The sequence below is a fragment of the Roseimarinus sediminis genome (genome assembly GCF_050433125.1).
In the GTDB taxonomy this organism is placed as follows: Bacteria; Bacteroidota; Bacteroidia; order Bacteroidales; family Prolixibacteraceae; genus Roseimarinus; species Roseimarinus sediminis.
In genome coordinates, this window is record NZ_JBNPXV010000006.1 from 111,659 (window position 1) to 132,935 (window position 21,277).

General features: G+C 43.1%; 19 protein-coding genes. 14 read left to right on the forward strand and 5 right to left on the reverse strand.

The window, feature by feature from the left end:
* The first annotated feature begins 185 nt into the window (after positions 1-185).
* Entirely contained in the window at positions 186-803 is a 618-nt protein-coding gene (locus FHS86_RS09340) for a hypothetical protein (protein ID WP_429412742.1), read from the forward strand.
* A gap of 662 nt (positions 804-1,465) precedes the next feature.
* On the opposite strand, the gene FHS86_RS09345 is transcribed toward FHS86_RS09340, so the two are convergent.
* Both FHS86_RS09345 and FHS86_RS09350 read right to left on the reverse strand, forming a co-directional pair.
* A complete protein-coding gene (locus tag FHS86_RS09345) occupies positions 1,466-1,645 on the reverse strand; it encodes a hypothetical protein (protein ID WP_429412743.1) in 180 nt (59 codons plus the stop codon).
* A gap of 550 nt (positions 1,646-2,195) precedes the next feature.
* Positions 2,196-3,278 (reverse strand): IS110 family RNA-guided transposase, encoded by a 1,083-nt coding sequence (locus FHS86_RS09350; RefSeq protein ID WP_429412744.1) that lies wholly within the window; start codon positions 3,276-3,278, stop codon positions 2,196-2,198.
* Between the two features lie 319 nt (positions 3,279-3,597).
* On the opposite strand from FHS86_RS09350, the gene FHS86_RS09355 reads away from it, so the two are divergent.
* From FHS86_RS09355 to FHS86_RS09380, 6 genes are all read left to right on the forward strand, one after another.
* Entirely contained in the window at positions 3,598-3,831 is a 234-nt protein-coding gene (locus tag FHS86_RS09355) for a hypothetical protein (RefSeq protein WP_429412745.1), read from the forward strand.
* A gap of 151 nt (positions 3,832-3,982) precedes the next feature.
* Positions 3,983-4,756 carry an RHS repeat-associated core domain-containing protein gene (locus FHS86_RS09360; RefSeq protein ID WP_429412937.1) on the forward strand — a complete coding sequence of 258 codons (774 nt, stop codon included), beginning with the start codon at positions 3,983-3,985 and terminating at the stop codon, positions 4,754-4,756.
* Positions 4,749-5,177 (forward strand): hypothetical protein, encoded by a 429-nt coding sequence (locus FHS86_RS09365; protein WP_429412746.1) that lies wholly within the window; start codon positions 4,749-4,751, stop codon positions 5,175-5,177. Before FHS86_RS09360 ends, FHS86_RS09365 begins: the two co-directional genes overlap by 8 nt.
* A gap of 430 nt (positions 5,178-5,607) precedes the next feature.
* Positions 5,608-6,225 (forward strand): hypothetical protein, encoded by a 618-nt coding sequence (locus FHS86_RS09370; RefSeq protein WP_429412747.1) that lies wholly within the window; start codon positions 5,608-5,610, stop codon positions 6,223-6,225.
* Between the two features lie 353 nt (positions 6,226-6,578).
* Positions 6,579-6,809, forward strand: coding sequence for a type II toxin-antitoxin system VapB15 family antitoxin (vap15, locus tag FHS86_RS09375; RefSeq protein WP_429412748.1), 231 nt, complete (start codon positions 6,579-6,581; stop codon positions 6,807-6,809).
* Positions 6,790-7,218 carry a putative toxin-antitoxin system toxin component, PIN family gene (locus tag FHS86_RS09380; RefSeq protein ID WP_429412749.1) on the forward strand — a complete coding sequence of 143 codons (429 nt, stop codon included), beginning with the start codon at positions 6,790-6,792 and terminating at the stop codon, positions 7,216-7,218. Before vap15 ends, FHS86_RS09380 begins: the two co-directional genes overlap by 20 nt.
* 54 nt (positions 7,219-7,272) lie before the next feature.
* On the opposite strand, the gene FHS86_RS09385 is transcribed toward FHS86_RS09380, so the two are convergent.
* On the reverse strand, positions 7,273-8,040 hold the full coding sequence (locus FHS86_RS09385; protein ID WP_429412750.1) for an SDR family oxidoreductase: 768 nt from the start codon (positions 8,038-8,040) through the stop codon (positions 7,273-7,275).
* 301 nt (positions 8,041-8,341) lie between these two features.
* Between FHS86_RS09385 and FHS86_RS09390 the strand changes: the two genes are divergently transcribed.
* The 4 genes from FHS86_RS09390 (at position 8,342) to FHS86_RS09405 (ending at position 12,554) form a co-directional block, all read left to right on the forward strand.
* Entirely contained in the window at positions 8,342-9,388 is a 1,047-nt protein-coding gene (locus tag FHS86_RS09390) for an AIR synthase-related protein (RefSeq protein WP_429412751.1), read from the forward strand.
* Between the two features lie 10 nt (positions 9,389-9,398).
* Positions 9,399-10,118, forward strand: coding sequence for a bifunctional demethylmenaquinone methyltransferase/2-methoxy-6-polyprenyl-1,4-benzoquinol methylase UbiE (gene ubiE, locus FHS86_RS09395; protein WP_429412752.1), 720 nt, complete (start codon positions 9,399-9,401; stop codon positions 10,116-10,118).
* 98 nt (positions 10,119-10,216) lie between these two features.
* Positions 10,217-10,984 (forward strand): type IX secretion/gliding motility protein PorT/SprT, encoded by a 768-nt coding sequence (porT, locus tag FHS86_RS09400; RefSeq protein WP_429412753.1) that lies wholly within the window; start codon positions 10,217-10,219, stop codon positions 10,982-10,984.
* Positions 10,985-11,000: 16 nt separating this feature from the next.
* Positions 11,001-12,554, forward strand: a complete 1,554-nt coding sequence (locus FHS86_RS09405; protein ID WP_429412754.1) for an NAD(P)/FAD-dependent oxidoreductase — start codon at positions 11,001-11,003, stop codon at positions 12,552-12,554.
* Here the strand turns inward: FHS86_RS09405 and FHS86_RS09410 are convergent.
* Positions 12,547-13,302: a TrmH family RNA methyltransferase gene (locus FHS86_RS09410; RefSeq protein ID WP_429412755.1), complete on the reverse strand. Its 756-nt coding sequence runs from the start codon at positions 13,300-13,302 to the stop codon at positions 12,547-12,549. The two genes, FHS86_RS09405 and FHS86_RS09410, sit on opposite strands and share 8 nt — an antisense overlap.
* 63 nt (positions 13,303-13,365) lie before the next feature.
* Here FHS86_RS09410 and tamL point away from each other — a divergent pair, with 63 nt between their 5' ends.
* Entirely contained in the window at positions 13,366-15,690 is a 2,325-nt protein-coding gene (tamL, locus tag FHS86_RS09415) for a translocation and assembly module lipoprotein TamL (protein ID WP_429412756.1), read from the forward strand.
* A gap of 1,437 nt (positions 15,691-17,127) precedes the next feature.
* On the opposite strand, the gene FHS86_RS09420 is transcribed toward tamL, so the two are convergent.
* On the reverse strand, positions 17,128-18,123 hold the full coding sequence (locus tag FHS86_RS09420) for a class II fructose-bisphosphate aldolase (protein ID WP_429412757.1): 996 nt from the start codon (positions 18,121-18,123) through the stop codon (positions 17,128-17,130).
* A gap of 461 nt (positions 18,124-18,584) precedes the next feature.
* On the opposite strand from FHS86_RS09420, the gene fbaA reads away from it, so the two are divergent.
* Both fbaA and FHS86_RS09430 read left to right on the forward strand, forming a co-directional pair.
* A complete protein-coding gene (gene fbaA / locus FHS86_RS09425; RefSeq protein WP_429412758.1) occupies positions 18,585-19,664 on the forward strand; it encodes a class II fructose-bisphosphate aldolase in 1,080 nt (359 codons plus the stop codon).
* Positions 19,665-19,885: 221 nt separating this feature from the next.
* On the forward strand, positions 19,886-21,256 hold the full coding sequence (locus tag FHS86_RS09430; RefSeq protein WP_429412759.1) for a sodium-dependent transporter: 1,371 nt from the start codon (positions 19,886-19,888) through the stop codon (positions 21,254-21,256).
* Positions 21,257-21,277 lie beyond the last annotated feature (21 nt).

Sequence of the window (21,277 nt, forward strand, 5' to 3'; positions counted from 1 at the left end):
AACCAACTAAAACGCTAACGATTTTGATAATTAAATTTAAACACAATTCTATGAAGCCAAAAAAAATAATCCTGAGCATGTTGTTGGTATTGGCGATCAGCTTTGCCACACAGGAAATTATACCTTTACACTTAACGAACTTCCTCCGGGAATGTATATTGTAAAAGCAACAACCCGTCAAGGCTATGAAAAAGTGGAAAAAATATTTAAGAAATAGCGGTGGAATATTTCTGCTGCTGTTTGGTTTTGCACAATGCAATTTGTTCAACCTGGGAGACAAGCACGAGATATTCGACCCGTATGAGCACCCTTTACTGGCAACAGACGATACCCTTGTTTTTCAAAGCAATAACGATGTTGATTCGTTTTATGTGTCTGAATCGGAAGTTTATAAGCCCCATCTAAACCCGGCAAGTTCAGAGAGTGATGTTACGCAATATTGTGGAAATTTTCACGAAATGGGTGCAAATGACACCACACAATTGTGTTTTGATGTATTTATATATGAAAAAGAATATATAACATATAGTTATTTGTGCTATTATTATTATTATGGTGGCGAAGATAATTGGGTTTTTGATAGTGTAGAGAAAGAAAATGGAAACTATTCCTTTACGATTGGTGATCATGTTTTAGATAATTTATACAAATTAGAATGGTTTCGTAATGAAGATAATGTGTTTGAAGGTAAAGCCGATTCTGTTTTATACAGCAAAGATTATGGGTTGATCAGGTACCGGCGTTTTGGTGAAGAGTATAAACTAAGTGTAGAAACCCTTGAAATGCTTATGGGAAGGGAGTAATCAATAAATGATAGGCTTATAAATCATTAAAAAGCACAGCGATTTACACTCCTGTTTTCAATTCCTGAACTCAGAAATAGATCATACCCTTTAGATGACTTATTCTTTTCTATTCGGCTTTGCTGTTAACTTAGCTATTACTGTTCACTTAGTGGAAAGCAATAGAAGGCAGTTGAAAGCGATAGAAAGCAATTGAAAGCAATTGTTAAATGCATTCTGTAACGATACGGCGAAAGCCGGGAGTGTAAATTCAATGCTGTGTTTATAAGGCCAAAGGCCTTAAAGCAAAAGCGCAGGGCAGCGCCCTGGGTAAAAGGAACAGCAGAAGCCCAAGCCCCAAGGGGGCGAAAGAATAGCTGCAATAGTTCTTTTTTCTGTCCGGGTTTAACAGCTTTGTTCAGTCTCATCCGGAGTTCTTTTCGTATTTGGGTTTCAGCTCTGCGGTTCGATTCTGAGACAAGGGCAAGCCCAGTTGAAAACCAACATTTCGGTGCGCTGCACCTTCTGTTGAACTGCTACCATACAGCTATAAGCATTTCGGTGCGCTGCACCTGGGAAGGGATTGAAAAGTTTGAAGGGATTAAAAGATTGAGGCTGTTGTTTGATGTAGGCAATGTAGCCCGTAACACTATTAAGGTTTTGGAGGGCATTTTCGCTTATCCTTAACGAATAAGTTTCCGGAGATTTTTCTTTTGTGCTGCCCATCGTTGTTTAGCTTCTGTTATACTTACAATTGGAGAATCTTCGGCGCACTCAACCCACGTTTTAAATTCTTCTTCGCTTATTGGCTCACCAGGCAAAGCATTTGAGTTTAAATCTGGCTCTTTTACAATCCGTATCAATTGCTTATGTTCTAAGTCTTGTAAAGCTTTAAAGAGTTATTTCCTGTAAGTTCTATTGTCAGTGTTTCATAATACTTTACTACTTATTCTGTTGAGAGGGCACCCCAAAGTCACACAGTTGTCGTATTATTCCGCACTCCACCTTCTATGTTGTAATCCAAATTTTAAGAGCATTATTTTTGAGAAAATATTTTCTCCTATGTTTTTGTTTTTTAGAACATTATCTTTGTTTCTTGTAAAGAGGAAGAGGAAACAGGCAATGCCGGGGGGCAACCTGCGAGCAATACTCTTTACGGATACACTGTATAAAGGGAGGTTTCGTGCCTCCTTTTTCCTTTATACAGGAATCCTTGCATGGCTAAGAAAACCCATTTTTCGTTTTCTTTTGCCGTCATATAATTATAAGTCCTACAAAACAACCTTCTATCAGTAGACCAAGCTACATTTCCCTGATTCAGTTTCGATAGGTAAAGTGCCGCATTCTCGTTAAGCAGACTAGCTGCAAGGTGGAGTTAGCGGTCACTTTGATTTTTTCATTGTTTCTAAGGACTTATTTGACAACTCCTGATACATATTCTGTTTTATTTTTCAATACGTAATACATTCGGTTCAGTACTTTTCGGGCTATCCTTACAACCGCTTTGTTGTGTTCCATTCGCTGGATGTAGCTATGATAGCTTAAAATTAAAGCTGGATCATGTCTTGCCGCAGTCCATCCACTTTCGATCAACAAACTTTTTAGTGTCTTTTGTCCACGGAAAGTCATTTCCCCATTATTCGACTTTTCACCTGAAGAGTGATAGTTTGGCACTAATCCTACGAACCCTGCAAAATGATCGGTATTTTCAAATCGTTCAATACTTTCTATTTCCACTAAGAATGAGATGGCTGTTATGGGTCCGATGCCTGGGATGGTTCGCAATAATTTTATGTTTTCGGCATATTTTTCACTTCGGGACATCTCTCTAATCCGTATCATTACTTCAAGCAAAAGCTTCCTTTGTTGTTCAACCTCTTGTACCAATAGCCGTAGTGTTTTTGTGCCGGAATCATGTTGCAAAATAACCTCTTCGCTGAGCCATTGTATAAAACGTTTTGACCAGTGGGAACCCGACTTTTCAAATTGTGGTGGATATTGTATTCCATAAAAGTAGAGGAACGATTTTATCCGTTGCTTAAACCTTGTCATGTCTTTTACTAGTGTTGCACGCATACGCACCAGTGACCGGTCTTCCAATGTTTCAGGATCAGGAACATAGATTGCTTTTAGTTCTTTTGCGCGCAACGAACGTGCAAGTTTACGGCTATCGGTCGGATCATCTTTCTGCAATTGTTCTTTTTGCGAAGTGGGAACGTCCGCTGGGTTGATTACGATGTTGTTTATCCCCATTTTTTTCAGTTTGTAATGTGTCCAAAAACCACAAAAGCCGGCTTCGTATACCGAGTTATACCTTCCTCCCGGAAAGTTACGGTTTAAATAGTTAACTAAAGCTTCCACAGATGGTGGCTGTGTGAAGGTTTTGTGTGCCAATTCTTCCGTTAAGATAGTAACATTCCAACTTTTAAGATGAACATCAATTCCGACAAAAATATTTTGTCCTTTGAAATCTAATTCAGTTCTTTGTGTAAGCATAAGTCATTGAATATTATAGATTAGTGATTTAATCAAAATTAATACTCTTTTGGCTTATGCTTCTCTTATTCAAAGCACAATTACAAACATAGGGACTCGTTTGAGCGAAGCGGAAACGAGGTGGAAGCTGTTTCTCGTCTGTGACGAGAAGTAGGCAACAAATACATACAACTGATTTATGGCGCAAGCAAGCACAATAATCCCAGCCTTGCCTGACTCGCGGGGCTGGTAAATTGTCTCAACTTTGATTTTTATGATTATTGGATTACCATGATTATATTTGAACTTACTAAATCATCACGTGAATCATTTCAATCGTATGAATCATAGTTCAGACATTTTTGTGAATGGAGGTACACCCGTAGTGTATTCCATCTTCCGCGATCACCTCGGAACCATTACTGAAATTAGGAATAGCAATGATGGTACGATACAAGAATACAGCTTTGATGCTTGGGGGCGCCGCCGTAAACCGAGTGATTGGAGCAACTACGATACAAGTGACGAACCACCTCTGTTTGCCAACCGAGGTTTTACAGGGCACGTTCAGTGAGGCCCTGTTAATGGGAGAGGAACGAACCATAAACAGTTGGCCGAACTAATCCCGGTAAGCGAAGCGGTACCGGGAAGCACATGACCGCATTCAAACTTATAAATATGAACGGCCGTTTGGGAGTTTATCCCGCGTTTGGCGGGAACCCCGTATTGGCCGTTTCCTAAATCCTGATAACTTTGTACAACAGCCCGGTAATACCCAAAGCTATAACCGATACAGCTATTGCTTAAATAACCCGTTGAAGTATACTGATCAAAATGGTGATTGGTTTTTTAGTTTGCTTTTTCCACCTGCAGCACCAGTTCTTATCTATGTTGATGCTTTTTTATGGGGTGCTACAATAGATTATGCTTCTCAGTTTATAGATAATATATCAACTCAAAAATCGATGGGTCAAAAAATAAACTGGGGAGATGCATTGTGGAATGATATTGACTTTGTTGATGTTGGTATATCCGGTTTAACAGATGCAGCAACACTAGGAATAGGTAAAATAACTAAACTTCCAAAGTACGCTAAAATTGGATTTGGATTAAAAGCTGCAGCAATATTTGGTTCAAACACAGCAAAAGCCCATGTTGATTATAAACCTGGAACTGGCTGGAATACATCAAAATCAAGAGACGAAATAAATGCTGAGTTGTGGGCAAGTAACATAACATCTTTAACCCTTGGTAAAACTTATGATTTTGGAATTGATAAGGTTTTGCCTAAAAAAATGGTTGGAGATATGTTGTCAGACAAATTTTCTGAAAGATTACAAAACTTCGCTGTAAAAACACTGGCATCTCCGGCACTTAATAATTGGAATCATTCTATTTATAATGATGTAATGAGAGGAAATAACTATTACTACAATATTGAAAAACAAAGATGGGAAAACGATAATTATGAAGAACAATGGTGGACAAAATATGAATAAAGAAATTGAGCCAAAATTTAAACATTTTGCTTTAGCAATGCTAATCATATTGTCATTAATTTCTCCATTCTTTATTATTGGTGGCAGAAATGCAAGCAGATGTAATAACTATCTGAAAAACAATGGCAAAGAAGTAATTGCATTTTACGCTTACCCCGCGGGAAGAATGTCTAGCAGGGTATATAAATTTGAATATAAAGTAAATGGAAAAAGGTTTACTGCAGCACTTAATAAACCCTTTGAATTATCTCCCAATTATCCATTTAAAGAAATACCAATAATGGTAAGATATGCAGAAGAAAAGCCAGGAAGAAGCATAGTTCTGCCAGATAAAGAATTTAATTACAAAGGCTTTCAAATAAAATGGATTACTCATGATGAAAGCAGATATTATTATATGACGATTAAAAAGGTTGACTAGTGCAACCAGCTAGTGCGGTTTCACCCAATAAGCGCAAAATCTTATTAAAAACGATAGAACAACTGGATTTTTGGAAGTTTTTTTGCTGTTGATAATCTAAGACTTACGAGCAGTTGTATAGAATTTGCAATCCGCGCTAATAAACAATAGGATTTGTAATCCGAAAAAATGATAATAACCTATTAGTGTTTGCTGTGAATTGAAAAGAACCTATATGGCGAAAGCTTTTAAGGTGTGTCTTTAAAAACCAACTAAAGCGCTAACAACTTTGATAATAAAATTTAAACACAAATCGATGAAGCCAAAAAAAATAACCCTGAGCATGTTGTTGTTATTGGCGATCAGCTTTGCCGCACAGGAAATTATACCTTTACACTTAACGAACTTCCTCCGGGAATGTATATTGTAAAAGCAACAACCCGTCAAGGCTATGAAAAAGTGGAAAAAATATTTAAGAAATAGCGGTGGAATATTTCTGCTACTGTTTGGTTTTGCACAATGCAATTTGTTCAACCTGGGAGACAAAGAGGAGGTATTCGACCCTTACGAGCATCCCTTAATAGAAAAAGGGGATACCCTTGTTTATGAGAGTAATGATTGTGTCGATTCGTTTTATGTTTCCGAGTCGGAAGTATACAAGCCTCATATGAATCCTACATCTGAAGAAAGTGATGTTACAGAATACTGTGGGACTATTCATGAAATATGCGCGAGTGATGCAACGAAAATTTGTTTTGATATAAATATAATCTCTAGTATTTATGATATAACGCATTATATGTGTTATTATTATCATACTGGTGGAGAAGATAACTGGGTTTTTAATTTTATTAAGAAAGAGAATAGTGGCTATTCTTATACATTAGGCTCTTATGAGTTGTGCGATTTATATAAAACGCCATGGTTTAAGAATGATGAAAAAATATTTGAAGGAAAAGTGGATTCAGTTTTGTATAGTAAAACGTATGGAATAATTAAGTATTGGCGAAATAATGAGAATTATGTATTAAGCGAAAAATGCCTTGAAATGCTAATGGCACGCGAGTAAAAATAGGGAACCGTTCTTTTTGAAGAGAACGGTTCTCTATTTTTTTGCCAACCGAAAAATGTTTGGTATAAGCAACAACACAAAAAGGCTATGAAGTGAGCAGGCGAGTTCTAACCCTCCTAAGCTGGCGCAGTGCTGTGAACTGTGTCCCGGCCATTAGGCTGGATTTCAATGAATGATAAGCTTACAAATCATTAAAAACCACAGCGATTTACACTCCTGTTTCCAATTCCTGAACTCAGAAATAGATCAAACACTTTAGATGACTTATTCTTCTATCCGGCTTTGCTGTTTAATTAGCTGTTAGTGTTATAATTTTGTAAATTTGGATAACAATTAGAAAAACTTTAAAGATGAAAACGGCAATGCAAATAGATATCACATTTGAACAAATCCTTTCATTGGTTAGGCAACTGCCCAAACAACAAAAAATACAGTTGACAAGAGAATTGGAAAAAGAGCTTATTGATACAAAATTGTCTCGTTTGTTAACGGCATTTGAAGCAAAAGATCCGGACTTGATATCGATAACAAGTGAGGTGGAAAGTGTAAGACAGGAAATTTATGAAAAACGAAAAGGTTAAAGTTATCTTTGATACAAATGTTTGGATTAGTTTCTTGATTGGTAGTAGTTTGCTGAAAATTAAACAGTACATATCTGACGGCCGTTTGTTAATTATTACGACAGAACAACTGTTGACCGAGATCAAAATGGTTACGAGTCGTGAAAAATTGAAAAAGTATTTTCCCAAAGAAAGCGTAAAGGAATTGATAGAACTGCTGGAAACCATCGCAAAAAAGGTTGAAATAAAACCAACCTATTTTATTTGCCGGGATCCGAAAGACAACTTTCTGTTAGACTTGATTGATTTTTCGAAAGCTGATTATTTGGTAACTGGCGATAAGGATTTAATTGAGCATAATCCATTCAAATCTGCTAAAATTATAACACCATCAGAGTTTGAAGAAGAGCTTAAAAGCGTGTTACTATAGGAAACCATTTTTTATTCAATGACCAATGTAGAGACGCACCATAGTGCGTCTCTACTATAAACGACCATTCCGGTGTACATCGCGGGCCGAGCCCTGCGCAGTGGGCATAATCAGCAGATCGTCGATGTTGACATGCGGCGGGCGGGTGGCCATAAACAGGATGGCTTCGGCAATGTCTTCAGCGAAGAGGGGAGTCAATCCTTCGTATACTTTAGCTGCTTTCTCATTGTCGCCATGAAAACGAACCAGCGAGAATTCGGTTTCGACCATGCCCGGACTGATACTTCCTACCTTGATCCCGTATTTCAGCAAGTCGAGCCGCATGCTCTTTGTAATGGCTTCAACGGCATGCTTGGTGGCACAGTAAACACTTCCGTTGGGGTAGGCCTCACGGCCTGCAATGGAGGAGATGTTGATAATGTGCCCCGAAGCAGCTTCCACCATGCGGGGGCTGATGAGCCGGGTAATATACAAAAGGCCTTTAACATTGGTGTCGATCATGCTTTCCCAATCACTCAGCCGGGCTTCGTGCACAGGGTCGAGGCCCGAAGCCAGTCCGGCATTGTTGATCAACAGTCCGATGTTTTTCCATTCTTCGGGAAGGCTGTTAATGGCATTTTCTGTTTCCTCGTAATTGCGAATGTCGAAAGCGATGGTGTAAACTTCGGCGTCGCTGGCCTTGATGATTTCTTCTTCGATCTCCTGCAGCAGCTTTTCACGACGGCCGGTAAGTATCAGGTTGAAATTATTTGCAGCCAAAACTTTTGCTGTGGCTCTGCCAATTCCTGAAGTGGCTCCGGTAATGAGGGCGATTGTCTTCACTGGAATAAAATTAAATTAAACATCAGTTTTTCAAATTAATATCTCAAAAAGCAAACTGTGAATTGCTAAGGCCGTGGAACTCGCATGTGCTCATTCATGCCTTTTAGTGAGCAACAGAAGCATGCTCGTTTCATCTTTTTATTTTTAAATGAACCAGAAACAAACTGTTTGGTTCTAATCTTGTTTCGATTATCTGGCTAAGATATAACATTATTGAATCAGATTAAAATATCAGAAATTTGACAATCATTCTGGTTTCTGGCTGGCAATCGTTAAATTTGTTACGAAAAAAATAAGCAAGATGGAACAAGGTACTGAAAATTTGGAATTCGATCTAAATTCCCTTCCCGAACCGGAAGATATCAACGACATTATGATGAATCTGATGGTGAACCCCAATCTCTCACCATTGAATTACTTCAACGATTTTACCGATGGGGCAGGAGGTTTAAAAATCGATTCTAAAGAATTGATCGATTCAAACATTATAGAGCTGAACGATGGATCATCGCTTTTATCGATGACTACCCATGCCATGCATCATCATCTGGTTTCCGATCCGCAAAAGGCAGCCGAGATTCTGGTAACCAAAGCGGTAAGGAAGATGGTATGTTACGGGGCAAAGCCCATTGCCGTTTCGGCGCTGGTGTATCACATTAACTTCAGCGATCCCAATGGCAACTACATCGCATCGGGAATTAAAGCGGGCCTCGAGCGGGTGGCCGATGCCTATGACTTAAAAATTCAGGAACGCAAAATTCGTTTCGATTATTTTGAAGAGCACGGCACGCAGTCGCCTACACTCATCGTGACGCTTCTTGGTCAGGTTCAGCGTGATAAAAAGGGCGAAGTGAAAGCGACCAGCATCGATTTTAAAACCAAGGGAAACAACATCTTCCTCCTGGGCCGTCCGATGGACGATTTGGGATCGAGCGATTACCTTGAGTTTTACCATGGTATCACCAATTCACCGCTGCCAGCATTTGATCTCGATTTTGAGGTGAAACTGCATAAAGTGATTAAAGATCTGATTGAAGAAAATCTGATTATGAGTGCCAGTCCGGTAGGTCGTGGCGGGCTTTTCTTTTCACTTTTACGTGCCGGCTGGGTCAATGGTTTGGGCTTCGACATTACCACAGCTGCTGAAACCCGCATCGATTCCTTCCTGTTTGGCGAGTCGATGGGCCGCATCTTCGTGGGCGTCGACCCCGATGTGGAAGACGAATTTGTCGATCTGGTTTTCGAATCGAAGATTCCCTTCTTTACCCTTGGGCATGTTACCCGTGGTGAAATCAGAATTGATGATGAATCGTTTGGTTACATCGACAAAATGTCGGAATCATTATAAACACTGAAAATTGGTACAACCGTATAATCAATCGAACAGTAAAAAAAGCGAGGTACGGGCAATGTTTAACAACATTGCCCGTAGTTATGACTTTTTAAATCACTTCCTTTCGCTGGGAATCGATATTTCGTGGCGCAAAAGAGTGATTAAGGAATTGTTGAAGTATCAGCCGAATCGTGTGCTCGACATGGCTACCGGTACCGGCGATCTGGCCATCATGGCGGTGAAAAAGGGAATTAAGCAGGTGGTAGGCATCGATTTGTCGGATCAGATGATTGCTGTTGGTCAGCAGAAAATGGAACAGCGGGCATTGAATGCTTCCATACAAATGCTGGTGGGCGATGCTGAAAAAATAGCCTTTGCCGACAATCATTTCGATGCAGCGATGGTCGCCTTTGGGGTGCGCAACTTTGAAGATTTACCCAAAGGATTATCCGAGATCGCCCGCGTATTGAAAAGTGATCAGCCTTTGCTGGTACTTGAATTTTCGAAGCCTGTTGCTTTTCCCGTTAAACAATTTTATCATTTTTATTCCTTTCATTTATTACCATTTATTGGGAAGCTGGTTTCGCAAGACGACAGGGCCTATCGTTATTTGCCCGAGTCGATCAGGGCCTTTCCCAGCGGCGATGATTTTTTGGAAATCATGCGTTCGTGCGGATTTAAAAATACAAGAAGGATTTCGCTGAGCTTTGGAATTGCCAGCATCTACATCGGTGAAAAGGAGTAGTGGGGGTTTTGTTCAATGTGAAAAGGAAAGTGCCTGTGCAGGTAGCAGGCATACAACACAATTTTTTAGCTTTTTAGCGGTTATAAAAAATAAAAACTGTGAAGAGATTTCATTTACTAACGCTTTTTCTGTTGCTGAGCCTGGGGTCTATGGCACAAATGTGGGGCGTTCCCAACCTGACTACCTTCGACGATCGGCAGATTCATTTTGGTTTTACTTTGGGGATCAATACGCTCGACATGGGTTTTAGTCATTATGCCACCCTTGATGAAAACCCGGCTTTTGATCCCTCGGAAGTGAATCCGGTTTATCTGGCCGAACTCGATTCGGTGGGCCGGGCCGTACGTGCCGACATCGACGCCTTAACACCGGGTTTTACGGTAGGCATTGTTTCGAACCTGCGTTTGAGTGAAAACCTCGATCTTCGTTTTCTTCCCGGTTTGTCGTTTGGAAACCGTCGGGTGGCTTACAACGTGCCCATTCACGATTTAAACGAACCTTCGAATGTCGAACACTATCAGCTAAGGGCAACCTATCTCGATTTTCCACTCCTTATCAAGTACAAATCGAAGCGGATCATCAACCAGCGTCCTTATATTATTGGTGGAATGGCATTGCGTTACGACATTTCAAAATCGGCACAGGAGGAGTTGCTACGGCTGAAAAAACCGGGGGTTTATGCCGAAGCCGGACTGGGTTGGGACATGTACCTGCAGTTCTTCAGGTTGTCGACCGAAGTGAAGTACAGTTTTGGCTTGAACAATGCACTGGCAGAGCCGCCGCTCGATCCTCAGCCCAAATATTTTAATCAGACTTTTAAGAAGCTGAATACCCACATGCTGGTACTCAGTTTTCATTTCGAATAGTTTAAAAATTTTACGTTTGATCAGGGAGCTTAACATTACAGTCAGTCCGAAAGTAGCTGCAACACACGATGAGTTGCTGCGGTCGGTGGCTGTGAAATTCGGAATTGCAGAAAGCGAAATAACACATCTTGACGTGTTTCGGCGTTCAATCGATGCCCGAAGCCGGAATGTGCGCATCAATCTGGGCGTAAGGGTTTATGTTGGAGAGGAGCCTGTTGATGAAAGGGTAGTGTATGAATACCCCGATGTGAGCAAGGCTCCCGAGGTGGTGATTGTGGGTGCCGGACCGGCAGGTTTATTTGCAGCCCTTCGCCTGATCGAGCTGGGCGTAAAGCCGGTGATTGTCGAAAGGGGCAAGAAAGTGTCGGAGCGCAAAGCCGACATTGCTGCCATTCACCGGAACGAAGCCGTTCATCCCGATTCAAATTATGGCTATGGCGAAGGTGGAGCCGGAACTTTTTCCGATGGAAAGCTCTACACCCGCTCGAAGAAGCGCGGCGACATCCGCAAAATTATTGAAGTGCTGTTTCAGCATGGAGCCCAAAGTGATATTTTAATTGATGCCCATCCGCACATCGGGACCAATGTGTTGCCCAAAGTGGTGAAGAACATCCGAAAGACGATTCTGGAGGCCGGAGGAGAAATTCATTTCAGGCAACGGGTGACCGACTTCATCGTTAGCAACGACAGGGTAGTAGGAGTAAGTACAGCAAGCGGAGAGCGCTTTAGCGGCAAGGCCGTGATACTGGCCACCGGGCATTCGGCGCGCGACATTTATCATCTGCTCCGGAAGCGGGGCATTCATCTCGAAGCCAAGCCCTTTGCAGTAGGCGTGCGGGTAGAGCATCCCCAGCAACTGATTGACACCATTCAGTACCACCGCAACGACCGCGGACCTTATTTGCCGGCAGCGGCCTACAGCTTTGCCGAGCAGGTCGATGGCCGTGGTGTTTACTCTTTCTGCATGTGCCCGGGCGGTGTTGTAGTGCCTGCTGCCACTTCGAACGACGAACTGGTGGTAAATGGCATGTCGCCTTCGCACCGTGGCGGCAAATGGGCCAATTCGGGCATTGTGGTCGAAGTACAGCATGAAGACCTGAAGCGCTATGGTCATCACCGCGAAATGGCCGGATTGAAGTTTCAGGAAGATCTCGAGCACCAGTGTTATAAAATGGCCCAAAACTCACAAATTGCTCCGGCGCAACGTCTGAACGATTTTGTGAAAGGAATGAGCTCCTCGTCCCTGCCATCGAGTTCGTATCATCCGGGAGTTGCCCCTTCGGACATGCATGCCTGGATGCCTGCCTTTATTCGCGAACGCCTGCAGTCAGGTTTTCGTAAAATGGACAGCAGGGCACATGGTTTTCTTACCAACGAGGCAATAATTCTTGGAGTTGAAACACGAACTTCGTCACCGGTTCGCATTCCGCGGAATGAAGAAACGCTCGAGCATGTTAAAGTAAGCGGCTTGTATCCCTGTGGTGAAGGATCGGGTTATTCGGGGGGCATTGTTTCGTCGGCAGTCGATGGTGAAAGGGTGGCCGAAAGCGTGGCACGAATGATCAAATAGTGCGGCGTCTGAATTCAGAACAAATAATCGAAGCAGCCATTGATACATTCAGCGATTCAACCCGCCCGGCATCAGCAAACGAAGGAATGAACAGGCGTCGGTCAATCAGTTTTTCAAGATCAGCAGCAATGCCTTTGCCTTCGTTCCCCATGATTACCACCCCATTATTGCTGAGCGGTGTTTCGTAAATATTTTCTCCATCGAGGAAAGTTCCATACAGCGGAATCCCCTTCTCCTTTGCCTGAAGAAGAAAGTCGGCAAGCTGGGTATAATGTACATCGACGTGGGCAATGGCTCCCATGGTCGACTGAATGACTTTTGGATTGTAACAGTCGGCCGTGTTGTGATCGCACACAAGGTGCCGGATGCCAAACCATGAAGCAAGGCGGATAATGGTTCCCAGGTTTCCGGGATCCTGAATTTCGTTGAGTGCCAGCACCAGCGAGCTGTTGAGATCGATGTCGGAAAGCCGGCTTGCTTTTTGATATACCAAGGCCACAGCTGATGGCGGCGTTTTCAGCAGACTGATTTTTTTCAGTGCTTCGGCTTCGGCTTCGATTAGTTCGAAGTCGGTTTTCCAATGAGCAAAGTTTTCGGGCCGGCTGCTAACAATGCTGTGAAAACGCATACCCGAAGCGAGTAATTCCCCGATCACTTTTTCCCCTTCGGCTAAAAACAGTCCTTCCTGCTCACGTTTTTTTTTCCTTGAAAGGGATTGAATAAACTTTATCTTATTTTTGCTTAGCATGTTTTTTTAAAACTGGAATACTTTTTGGTTTTAGCGATGAATAATCCAAACGAACAATAACTGGTGAACGATCTGTTTCGAAATATAATAAGGACCTGGCCTCTGCTCTTACTGTTTTTGTTGTTTGCCTGTAAAACTACAAAATATGTTCCCGATAACCGTTACCTGCTAAACGATATTGAAATTAAAATTGATAACGATGCCATCAGCAAGGAGGAATTGCATACCCATTTGCGGCAGGAGGAAAACCTTAAGATACTGGGTTTATTCAAATTTCATTTGTGGTTGTACAATCTTTCTTCTCAAAAGAAGGAAAGCGGATGGTTGAAGAATATTGGAGAGCCACCGGTTATTTACGACAGCGGTTTGAAGAACCGGTCGAAACAGCAATTGACACAGTATCTCAACAATAAGGGCTATTACCAGGCGGTGGTAGAAGATTCTGTGATTTTTAGCTCCAAAAAGGCCAAAGTACTTTTTCAGATTCAAAGCGGAGACCCCTACCTGATCCGGAATATCAGTTATGAAATAAAAGATCAGACCCTCTTGCCGCTCATCATGCAAAACAGGAAGGAGTCGCTTATCAGGGAGGGCGCTGTGTTCGATGTCGACCTGCTTGAAAAGGAAAGGGAGCGCATTGCCCTCCTCCTGCGAAATGAAGGCTATTTTAAGTTTGCTGAAGAATACATCCATTACCGCGTCGATACCACCCTGTTCCAACAAAAGGTGAACGTTGACCTCATTGTAGAGAAAGCCAATGTGAACAGTCAGGCACCCGACACGGTGCATCAAACCTACCATGTCGATCGCTACCTGGTGTACATCGATAAGCAGCGTGCTGAGAATGGAGATGGTCAGTTAAAAGATTACCTCGATACAACCCATGCCGGTGGATTTACTTTTTTGCACAATGGAAAACTGCCCATCAGTCAGAATCTGCTGATGAAATCGATTGAGATCGATCCGGGCGAACGTTACAGTAAACGAAAAGAAGACAAAAGTTACAACAATCTGTATGCACTCAGGCAGTTTAAATTTGTGAATATACAATACCAGGAACTTAACGAGGTAAGCGATTCGCTGGGTCCCCTGCTGCAGGGCCGGATCTTTCTTCCTTTGCAGGTGAAACAAAACTACTCCTTCGATATTGAAGGAACCAATACATCGGGCAACCTCGGAATTGCGGGGAATATTAACTATCAGCACCGCAACCTGCTGGGTGGGGCCGAAATATTCGATATCACGGTGAAAGGGGCTACCGAAAGGCAAATTACGGTAATCGATGAGCAGAACATGGAATTCAATACCAGGGAATATGGAGGAGCTGTAAAGCTGACCGTACCCGGGTTTCTGTTTCCTGTGAGGGAAGAACGTTTTAATCTTTATTCGATGCCTTTTACCAGCATATCGCTGGCCTATAATTATCAGAACCGGCCCGATTATACCCGTACCATTGTGAATTCGACCCTGGCATATCGCTGGCGTACCAGTCGTTTTACAGAACACAGTTTTAACCTGCTCGATTTAAATGCAGTAAGGATCTTCAGCCTGAATCCCGATTTCATTAATTCAATCAAGGACTTATACATTAAAAGCAGTTATACCGACCACATTATTTCGGCCAGCTCGTATAGTTTTACTTTTAACAATCAGGATTTTAACCGCCGTCCCTACTATCATTATCTGAGAGCAAATTTTGAAGCAGCCGGCAACTTTTTATGGGCCTACAGTGCGCTCACCGGGCGCGAAAAAGTCAGCACACAGGATCCTGCTTCGCTCGATCGGTCGGAGTATTATCAGTATTTCGATACCCGTTTTGCCCAGTATCTCAAAAGTGATATCGATTTCAGGTACGGTTACCGTTTCGATAAGTACAATGCCGTGGCAACGCGAATTTTTGGAGGGCTGGCCTATCCTTATGGAAATTTTAATGTGATTCCTTTTGAAAAACGCTATTTTACCGGAGGAGCCAACGGCATCAGAGCCTGGCAGGTACGCTCGCTGGGGCCGGGAAGTTATGGCATCGCCGCTGGGGAGTATCCCAATCAGTCGGCCGATGTGAAGCTGGAGGCCAATATCGAATACCGCTATCATCTGTTCTGGATGATTGAAGGAGCTTTCTTTGTCGATGCCGGAAATATCTGGGCCATTAATCAGTTCGATAACCGCGAAGGTGCCCTCTTTCGTTTCGACCGCTTTTACAAGGAATTTGCCGTTGGTACAGGCATGGGACTGCGCCTGGTCACCACCTATTTCATTCTGCGTGCCGATGCCGGTCTGAAATTACGCGATCCCTCCCTGCCTGAGGGAGCACGCTGGATTACTGCCAACCGACGCTTCAATCAGCGCGATGTCAATTTCAATATAGCCATTGGCTATCCGTTCTGAGGTAGATGAAAGATGGGAGATGGAAGATGGAAGACGAAAGATTGAAGACTGAAGACAAAAGATTGAAGACTGAAGACTGAAGACGAAAGAAAAAAGAAAAAAGACAAAAGACTGAAGACAAAATACTGAAGACAAAAGATGGAAGACTGAAGACTGACAAAAGATTGAAAGAAGATTGAAAGAAGATTGAAGACGGAAGAACGGGTACGGCGGGCTCCGACTCGCCGAATTCATTCTCAGCCTCAACCTCAACCTTCGGACTAAGCTATCCGCAAGCCGCCCCGTTGAAATATTCTCCTAAGGTCGCATTTAACGGTGCAGGCAACGAGCAACAGGCAACGAGCAACGAGTAACAAGTAACGAGCAACGGTTTCTTATTGTTTTTTTTGAGTGCCTGAGTGCCTGAGTACCTGAGTACCTTAGTGCCTGAGTGCCTGAGTGCATAAGTTCATAAGAACGCCATTGCGAAGCAAATTACCACTCCTCTGATAATTGCACAGATCTTCGCATCATTCCGCGCTACCTCCACCCTTCAGGGGGCCCGATAGCTATCGGGAGAGGGGGGTATTTTTTCAGTTCCTGCGCTCCTTGGTGCCTTAGTGCCTGAGTGCCTGAGTGCCTGAGTTCCTGAGTTCCTAAGTGCCTGAGTAAGCCATTGCGAAGCAAGTTGGCAGTTCTCTATGCGCAACCAGCATCCAGTAACGAGTTACCCGCTACCCTGCCTAAGCGAAGCGCTCTTTCATTCCTACTATGCTTTAGTAAACAGTAGTGCATGTGTTTTTACGGAGAAAATGGCCGTTGCACAGTAGCAGCAAGCTTTCTCACAAGTGAGAAGATCAGTTGCAGTGTTGCGACAAGCTTTCTCATAAGTGAGAAAGTCTGTTGCATTGTTACGACAAGCTTTCTCGCAAGTGAGAAAGTCTGCTGCAGGCTGCATGGGAAGTTCTCGCAAGTAAGAAAGTCTGCCGCAGTATTGCAACAGGTAATTTCATTGAACGAGCAACCAGCAACCCGCAACCAGCAACCCGCAACGAGCAACGGTTTCCTATTGTTTTTTTTGAGTGCCTGAGTGCCTGAGTGCCTGAGTAAGCCATTGCGGAGCAAGTTGGAAGTTCACTATGCGCAACCAGCATCCAGCACCAAGTAACCAGTAACGAGCCCCGTTGAAATATTCTCCTAAGGTCGGATTACACGGTGCAGGCAACGAGCAACGAGCAACAAGTAACGAGCAACGAGCAACGGTTTCCTATTGTTTTTTTTTGAGTGCCTGAGTAAGCCATTGCGGAGCAAGTTGGCAGGCTACTAAGCTCACCGCACTGCACCATTTCACCCGACATTTGTCGGTTCTCAACCGGGAACTTTTTTCCTGTTTTCAGGGCACAAAAAAACCGTCATCGCAAAGGACAACGGTTTTCAATATTGTATCGTACTACAGTTTTAGGCTTTGTTGGCCGAACCCAGTACATTGATGTTTTTGTGCATGTAAAGCTTTTTCAGCTCGTCGCGTGCAGGTCCGAGGTATTTACGCGGATCGAATTCACCCGGTTTTTCATTCATTACCTGACGTACGGCTGCCGTCATGGCCAAACGACCATCGGAGTCGATGTTGATTTTGCAAACAGCCGATGACGCTGCTTTGCGAAGTTGTTCTTCAGGAATACCAACCGCTGCATCGAGCTGACCACCGTTTTCATTGATGATTTTAACGTATTCAACCGGTACCGACGAAGAACCGTGAAGTACAATGGGGAAGCCGGGAATGCGCTTTTCTATTTCTTCGAGGATTTCGAATTTCAATGGTGGCGGAACAAGTACGCCGTCTTCATTTTTAGTACACTGTGCAGGGGTGAATTTATGCGCACCGTGTGAGGTTCCGATCGAAATAGCCAGTGAGTCAACACCGGTACGTTTTACAAAGTCTTCTACTTCTTCGGGTTTGGTGTAGGTTGAATGCTCAGCCACCACGTCGTCTTCAACGCCGGCCAAAACACCCAGTTCGCCTTCAACGCTTACATCGTGAGCGTGTGCATATTCCACCACTTTTTTGGTCAGTGCCACATTTTCTTCATACGAATGGTGTGATCCGTCGATCATTACCGACGAAAATCCATTGTCGATACAATCTTTGCAAAGTTCAAAAGTGTCACCATGGTCGAGGTGCAGTACGATAGGAATTTCGCATCCCAGTTCTTTTACGTATTCAACAGCACCACGGGCCATGTTGCGCAACAGGGTTGAGTTGGCATATTTACGTGCACCCGACGATACCTGAAGAATTACAGGCGATTTGGTTTCAACACAGGCCAGGAGAATTGCCTGCATTTGTTCAAGGTTGTTGAAGTTGTAGGCAGGTATTGCATATCCGCCATCAACAGCTTTTTGAAACAGCTCTTTGGAATTAACCAGTCCGAGCTCTTTATAACTAACAGCCATTTTGATTTGGTTTTATTTGTTAATAAAAAATTTGACTAAAGTTTACCCGTGGTTTAAGCGGGTGTTGATTCAGGTGCAAAGGTAAAATTTCGTTGCATTTGCACAATGAATGCTTTGTTCATGGTTTCAACCCGCAATGTTAACCATAAATATGCTGATACAGGCCGCCTGGCTGCTTAAACTGCAATACCTTAATTTATACTTAACATCATCTTACTCTTTCAGATGCAGGTTTTTAAAAAAGCAGAAAAAGTACACGAAAAGCCAATGAAGTTTCGCTTTGAATAAACAATCGACGGGCCTGCACGTTTATCAAGTTAAACGAAACAAAGCTACAACAGATAGCTGATCGAATTCAAAATATTCAACCTTGATCAATTGAAACCAGCACACATCGTTTGGGATTTTATACCTGCGATCGTCTGTTGAAGGTTTCTTTGGTCATTTTAAAAATAAGAAGAATGAAGAAAATTTCTGAAGTTGTAAAACCAGGTGTTGTAACCGGCTCCGATCTGAAATATGTTTTCGATTATGCCAAAGCCAATGGTTTTGCGCTGCCTGCAGTCAATGTGGTAGGCAGTGATTCAATCAATGCCGTAATGGAAGCGGCCAAAGAGGTAAATTCTCCTGTTATTATTCAGGTGTCGAATGGTGGTGCTCAGTTCATGGCTGGTAAGGCGTTGAAACTCGAAGGCCAGCAGGCACAGATACTAGGGGCCATTGCAGCTGCCAAACAGGTACACACCCTGGCCGAAGCATACGGTGTGAGGGTGGTTTTGCATACCGACCATGCCGCCAAAAAACTTTTGCCCTGGATTGATGGTCTCATCGAGGCCAGTGAAAAGCATTTTGCCGAAACAGGCAAACCACTTTTCAGCTCTCACATGCTCGACCTTTCGGAAGAGCCGCTTGATGAAAACATTGAAATATGCGTGAAATATTTCGAACGCATGAACAAAATTGACCAGTTTATCGAAATTGAGCTGGGTATTACCGGTGGCGAAGAGGATGGTGTTGATAACACCGGAATCGACAATTCTTTGCTCTACACACAACCCGAAGAGGTAGACCGCTTTTATCAGGCATTAAAAACAGTATCTCCCAACTTTACCATTGCTGCTGCCTTTGGTAATGTGCACGGAGTTTACAAGCCCGGTAATGTTAAACTACAGCCAAAGATTTTAAAGAATTCTCAGGAGTACATTAAAGAAAAGCATCAGTTAAGCGAGGAGCTGCCCGTAAGCTTCGTTTTTCACGGAGGTAGTGGATCGTCGCACGAAGAAATTCGCGAATCGCTGGGCTACGGTGTAGTAAAAATGAACATCGATACCGATACCCAATGGGCTACCTGGGACGGAGTGCGTAAGTTTGAAGCAGCCAACCGCGAATACCTGCAGGGACAAATTGGTAATCCCGAAGGAGATGATAAACCCAACAAGAAATACTACGATCCGCGGGTTTGGTTGCGTAAAGGTCAGGAAACAATGGTTGAACGCCTGAAGGTGGCTTTCGATGACCTGAACTGTATCAACAAAGCATAACAGCGATATAAAAGTTAGTAAATCAAAGGGTTGTCAGATGTTGGCAACCCTTTCTTTTGAATTCTAAAACGGGTACTTCACTGCCGCTTTTCAAAAGCACTTTTGGTCATTTACTTCTTATCTTTCAGTCTTCGGCATAAAAATGTTATCATTTTAAACACAAGCATGGGGCAAATCTTATAAGTTTGTTATTTTTAGTGCCAAAATATAACAACAGGAATATGTCACAACTGCCATCGGGTGGAACTCCCCGCGATTCATTTGGAAGTAAATTTGGTGTAATTGCAGCAACAGCCGGTTCGGCTGTCGGCCTGGGTAATATATGGCGCTTTCCATACATTGCCGGCGAGAATGGTGGAGGTGCCTTCCTGTTAATTTACCTTGGCTTTATTTTACTCATCGGATTGCCGGTAATGATTTCCGAATTAACCATAGGAAGAGCAACCCAGCGAAATCCTTTTGGGGCCTTTCGAATGCTGAAGCCAAAAACAAAATGGTTTTACATTGGTATCATGGGAATTGCTGCTGCTTTCATGATCAACGCTTTTTACAGTGTGGTGGCCGGCTGGACCCTTGAGTACCTGGTAAAGGCAGTAAGCAATCAGTTTAGCGGCCAAAGTCCCGATCAGATCACCACGCTTTTCAGTGACTTTCAAAACAGCAGCTGGCGACCCCTGTTATGGACTGTTGTTTTTATTGCCATGTCGGGTAGTGTTGTGCTTTCGGGGATTGAAAAGGGAATTGAAAAGTACACCAAAATTTTAATGCCGGTATTATTGGTACTGATAATCATACTGGATATTCGTGCCATTACCTTGCCCAACGCCAGCGAAGGACTCAAATTTCTATTTCAACCCGATTTTTCAAAGATTAAAACTTCCACCGTACTTGAAGCGCTGGGGCAGGCTTTTTTCTCCTTAAGCATCGGAATGGGTACACTCATAACCTACGGATCGTACATTAATAAGAAGGAGAACCTGGGATCGACTGCTGCCGCGGTGGCCATTTCCGACACACTAATTGCGATTCTGGCTGGTGTAGCCATTTTTCCGGCAGTATTTGCCTTTGGTATCAGTCCTGAATCGGGTCCCGACCTGGTTTTTCTTACCCTGCCCAATATCTTTGCCCAGATGAAAGGAGGCTACCTGTTTGCGCTGATGTTCTTTTTCCTGCTTACGGTGGCAGCCCTTACTTCCACCATTTCGATACTCGAAGTGGTGGTGGCATATTTTACCGAAGAGCTGAATCTGAGCCGGCGAAGAGCAACCTTCCTGGCCTCGGCAGGCATTGCGGTATTGGGTTTGTTGTCGAGCCTTTCACTCAATAAAGTACCCGAAATTGCCATTGCAGGCACCAGTTTATTTGGCGTGCTTGATTTTGTATCGTCCAATATTTTGCTTCCTCTGGGCGGATTCCTGATTGTTGTTTTTGTGGCCTGGTTTTTTGGAAATAAACAACTGAAGAATGAAATATCAGCCGGTGGAATGTACAAGGTACGCTATTATTCGGTTTACCTTTTTATTATCAGGTACCTGGCACCACTGGCAATTGCCATGGTATTTATGAACAGCATCGGCTTAATTAACTTATAACAAGTCAGCAAATATTTGCTT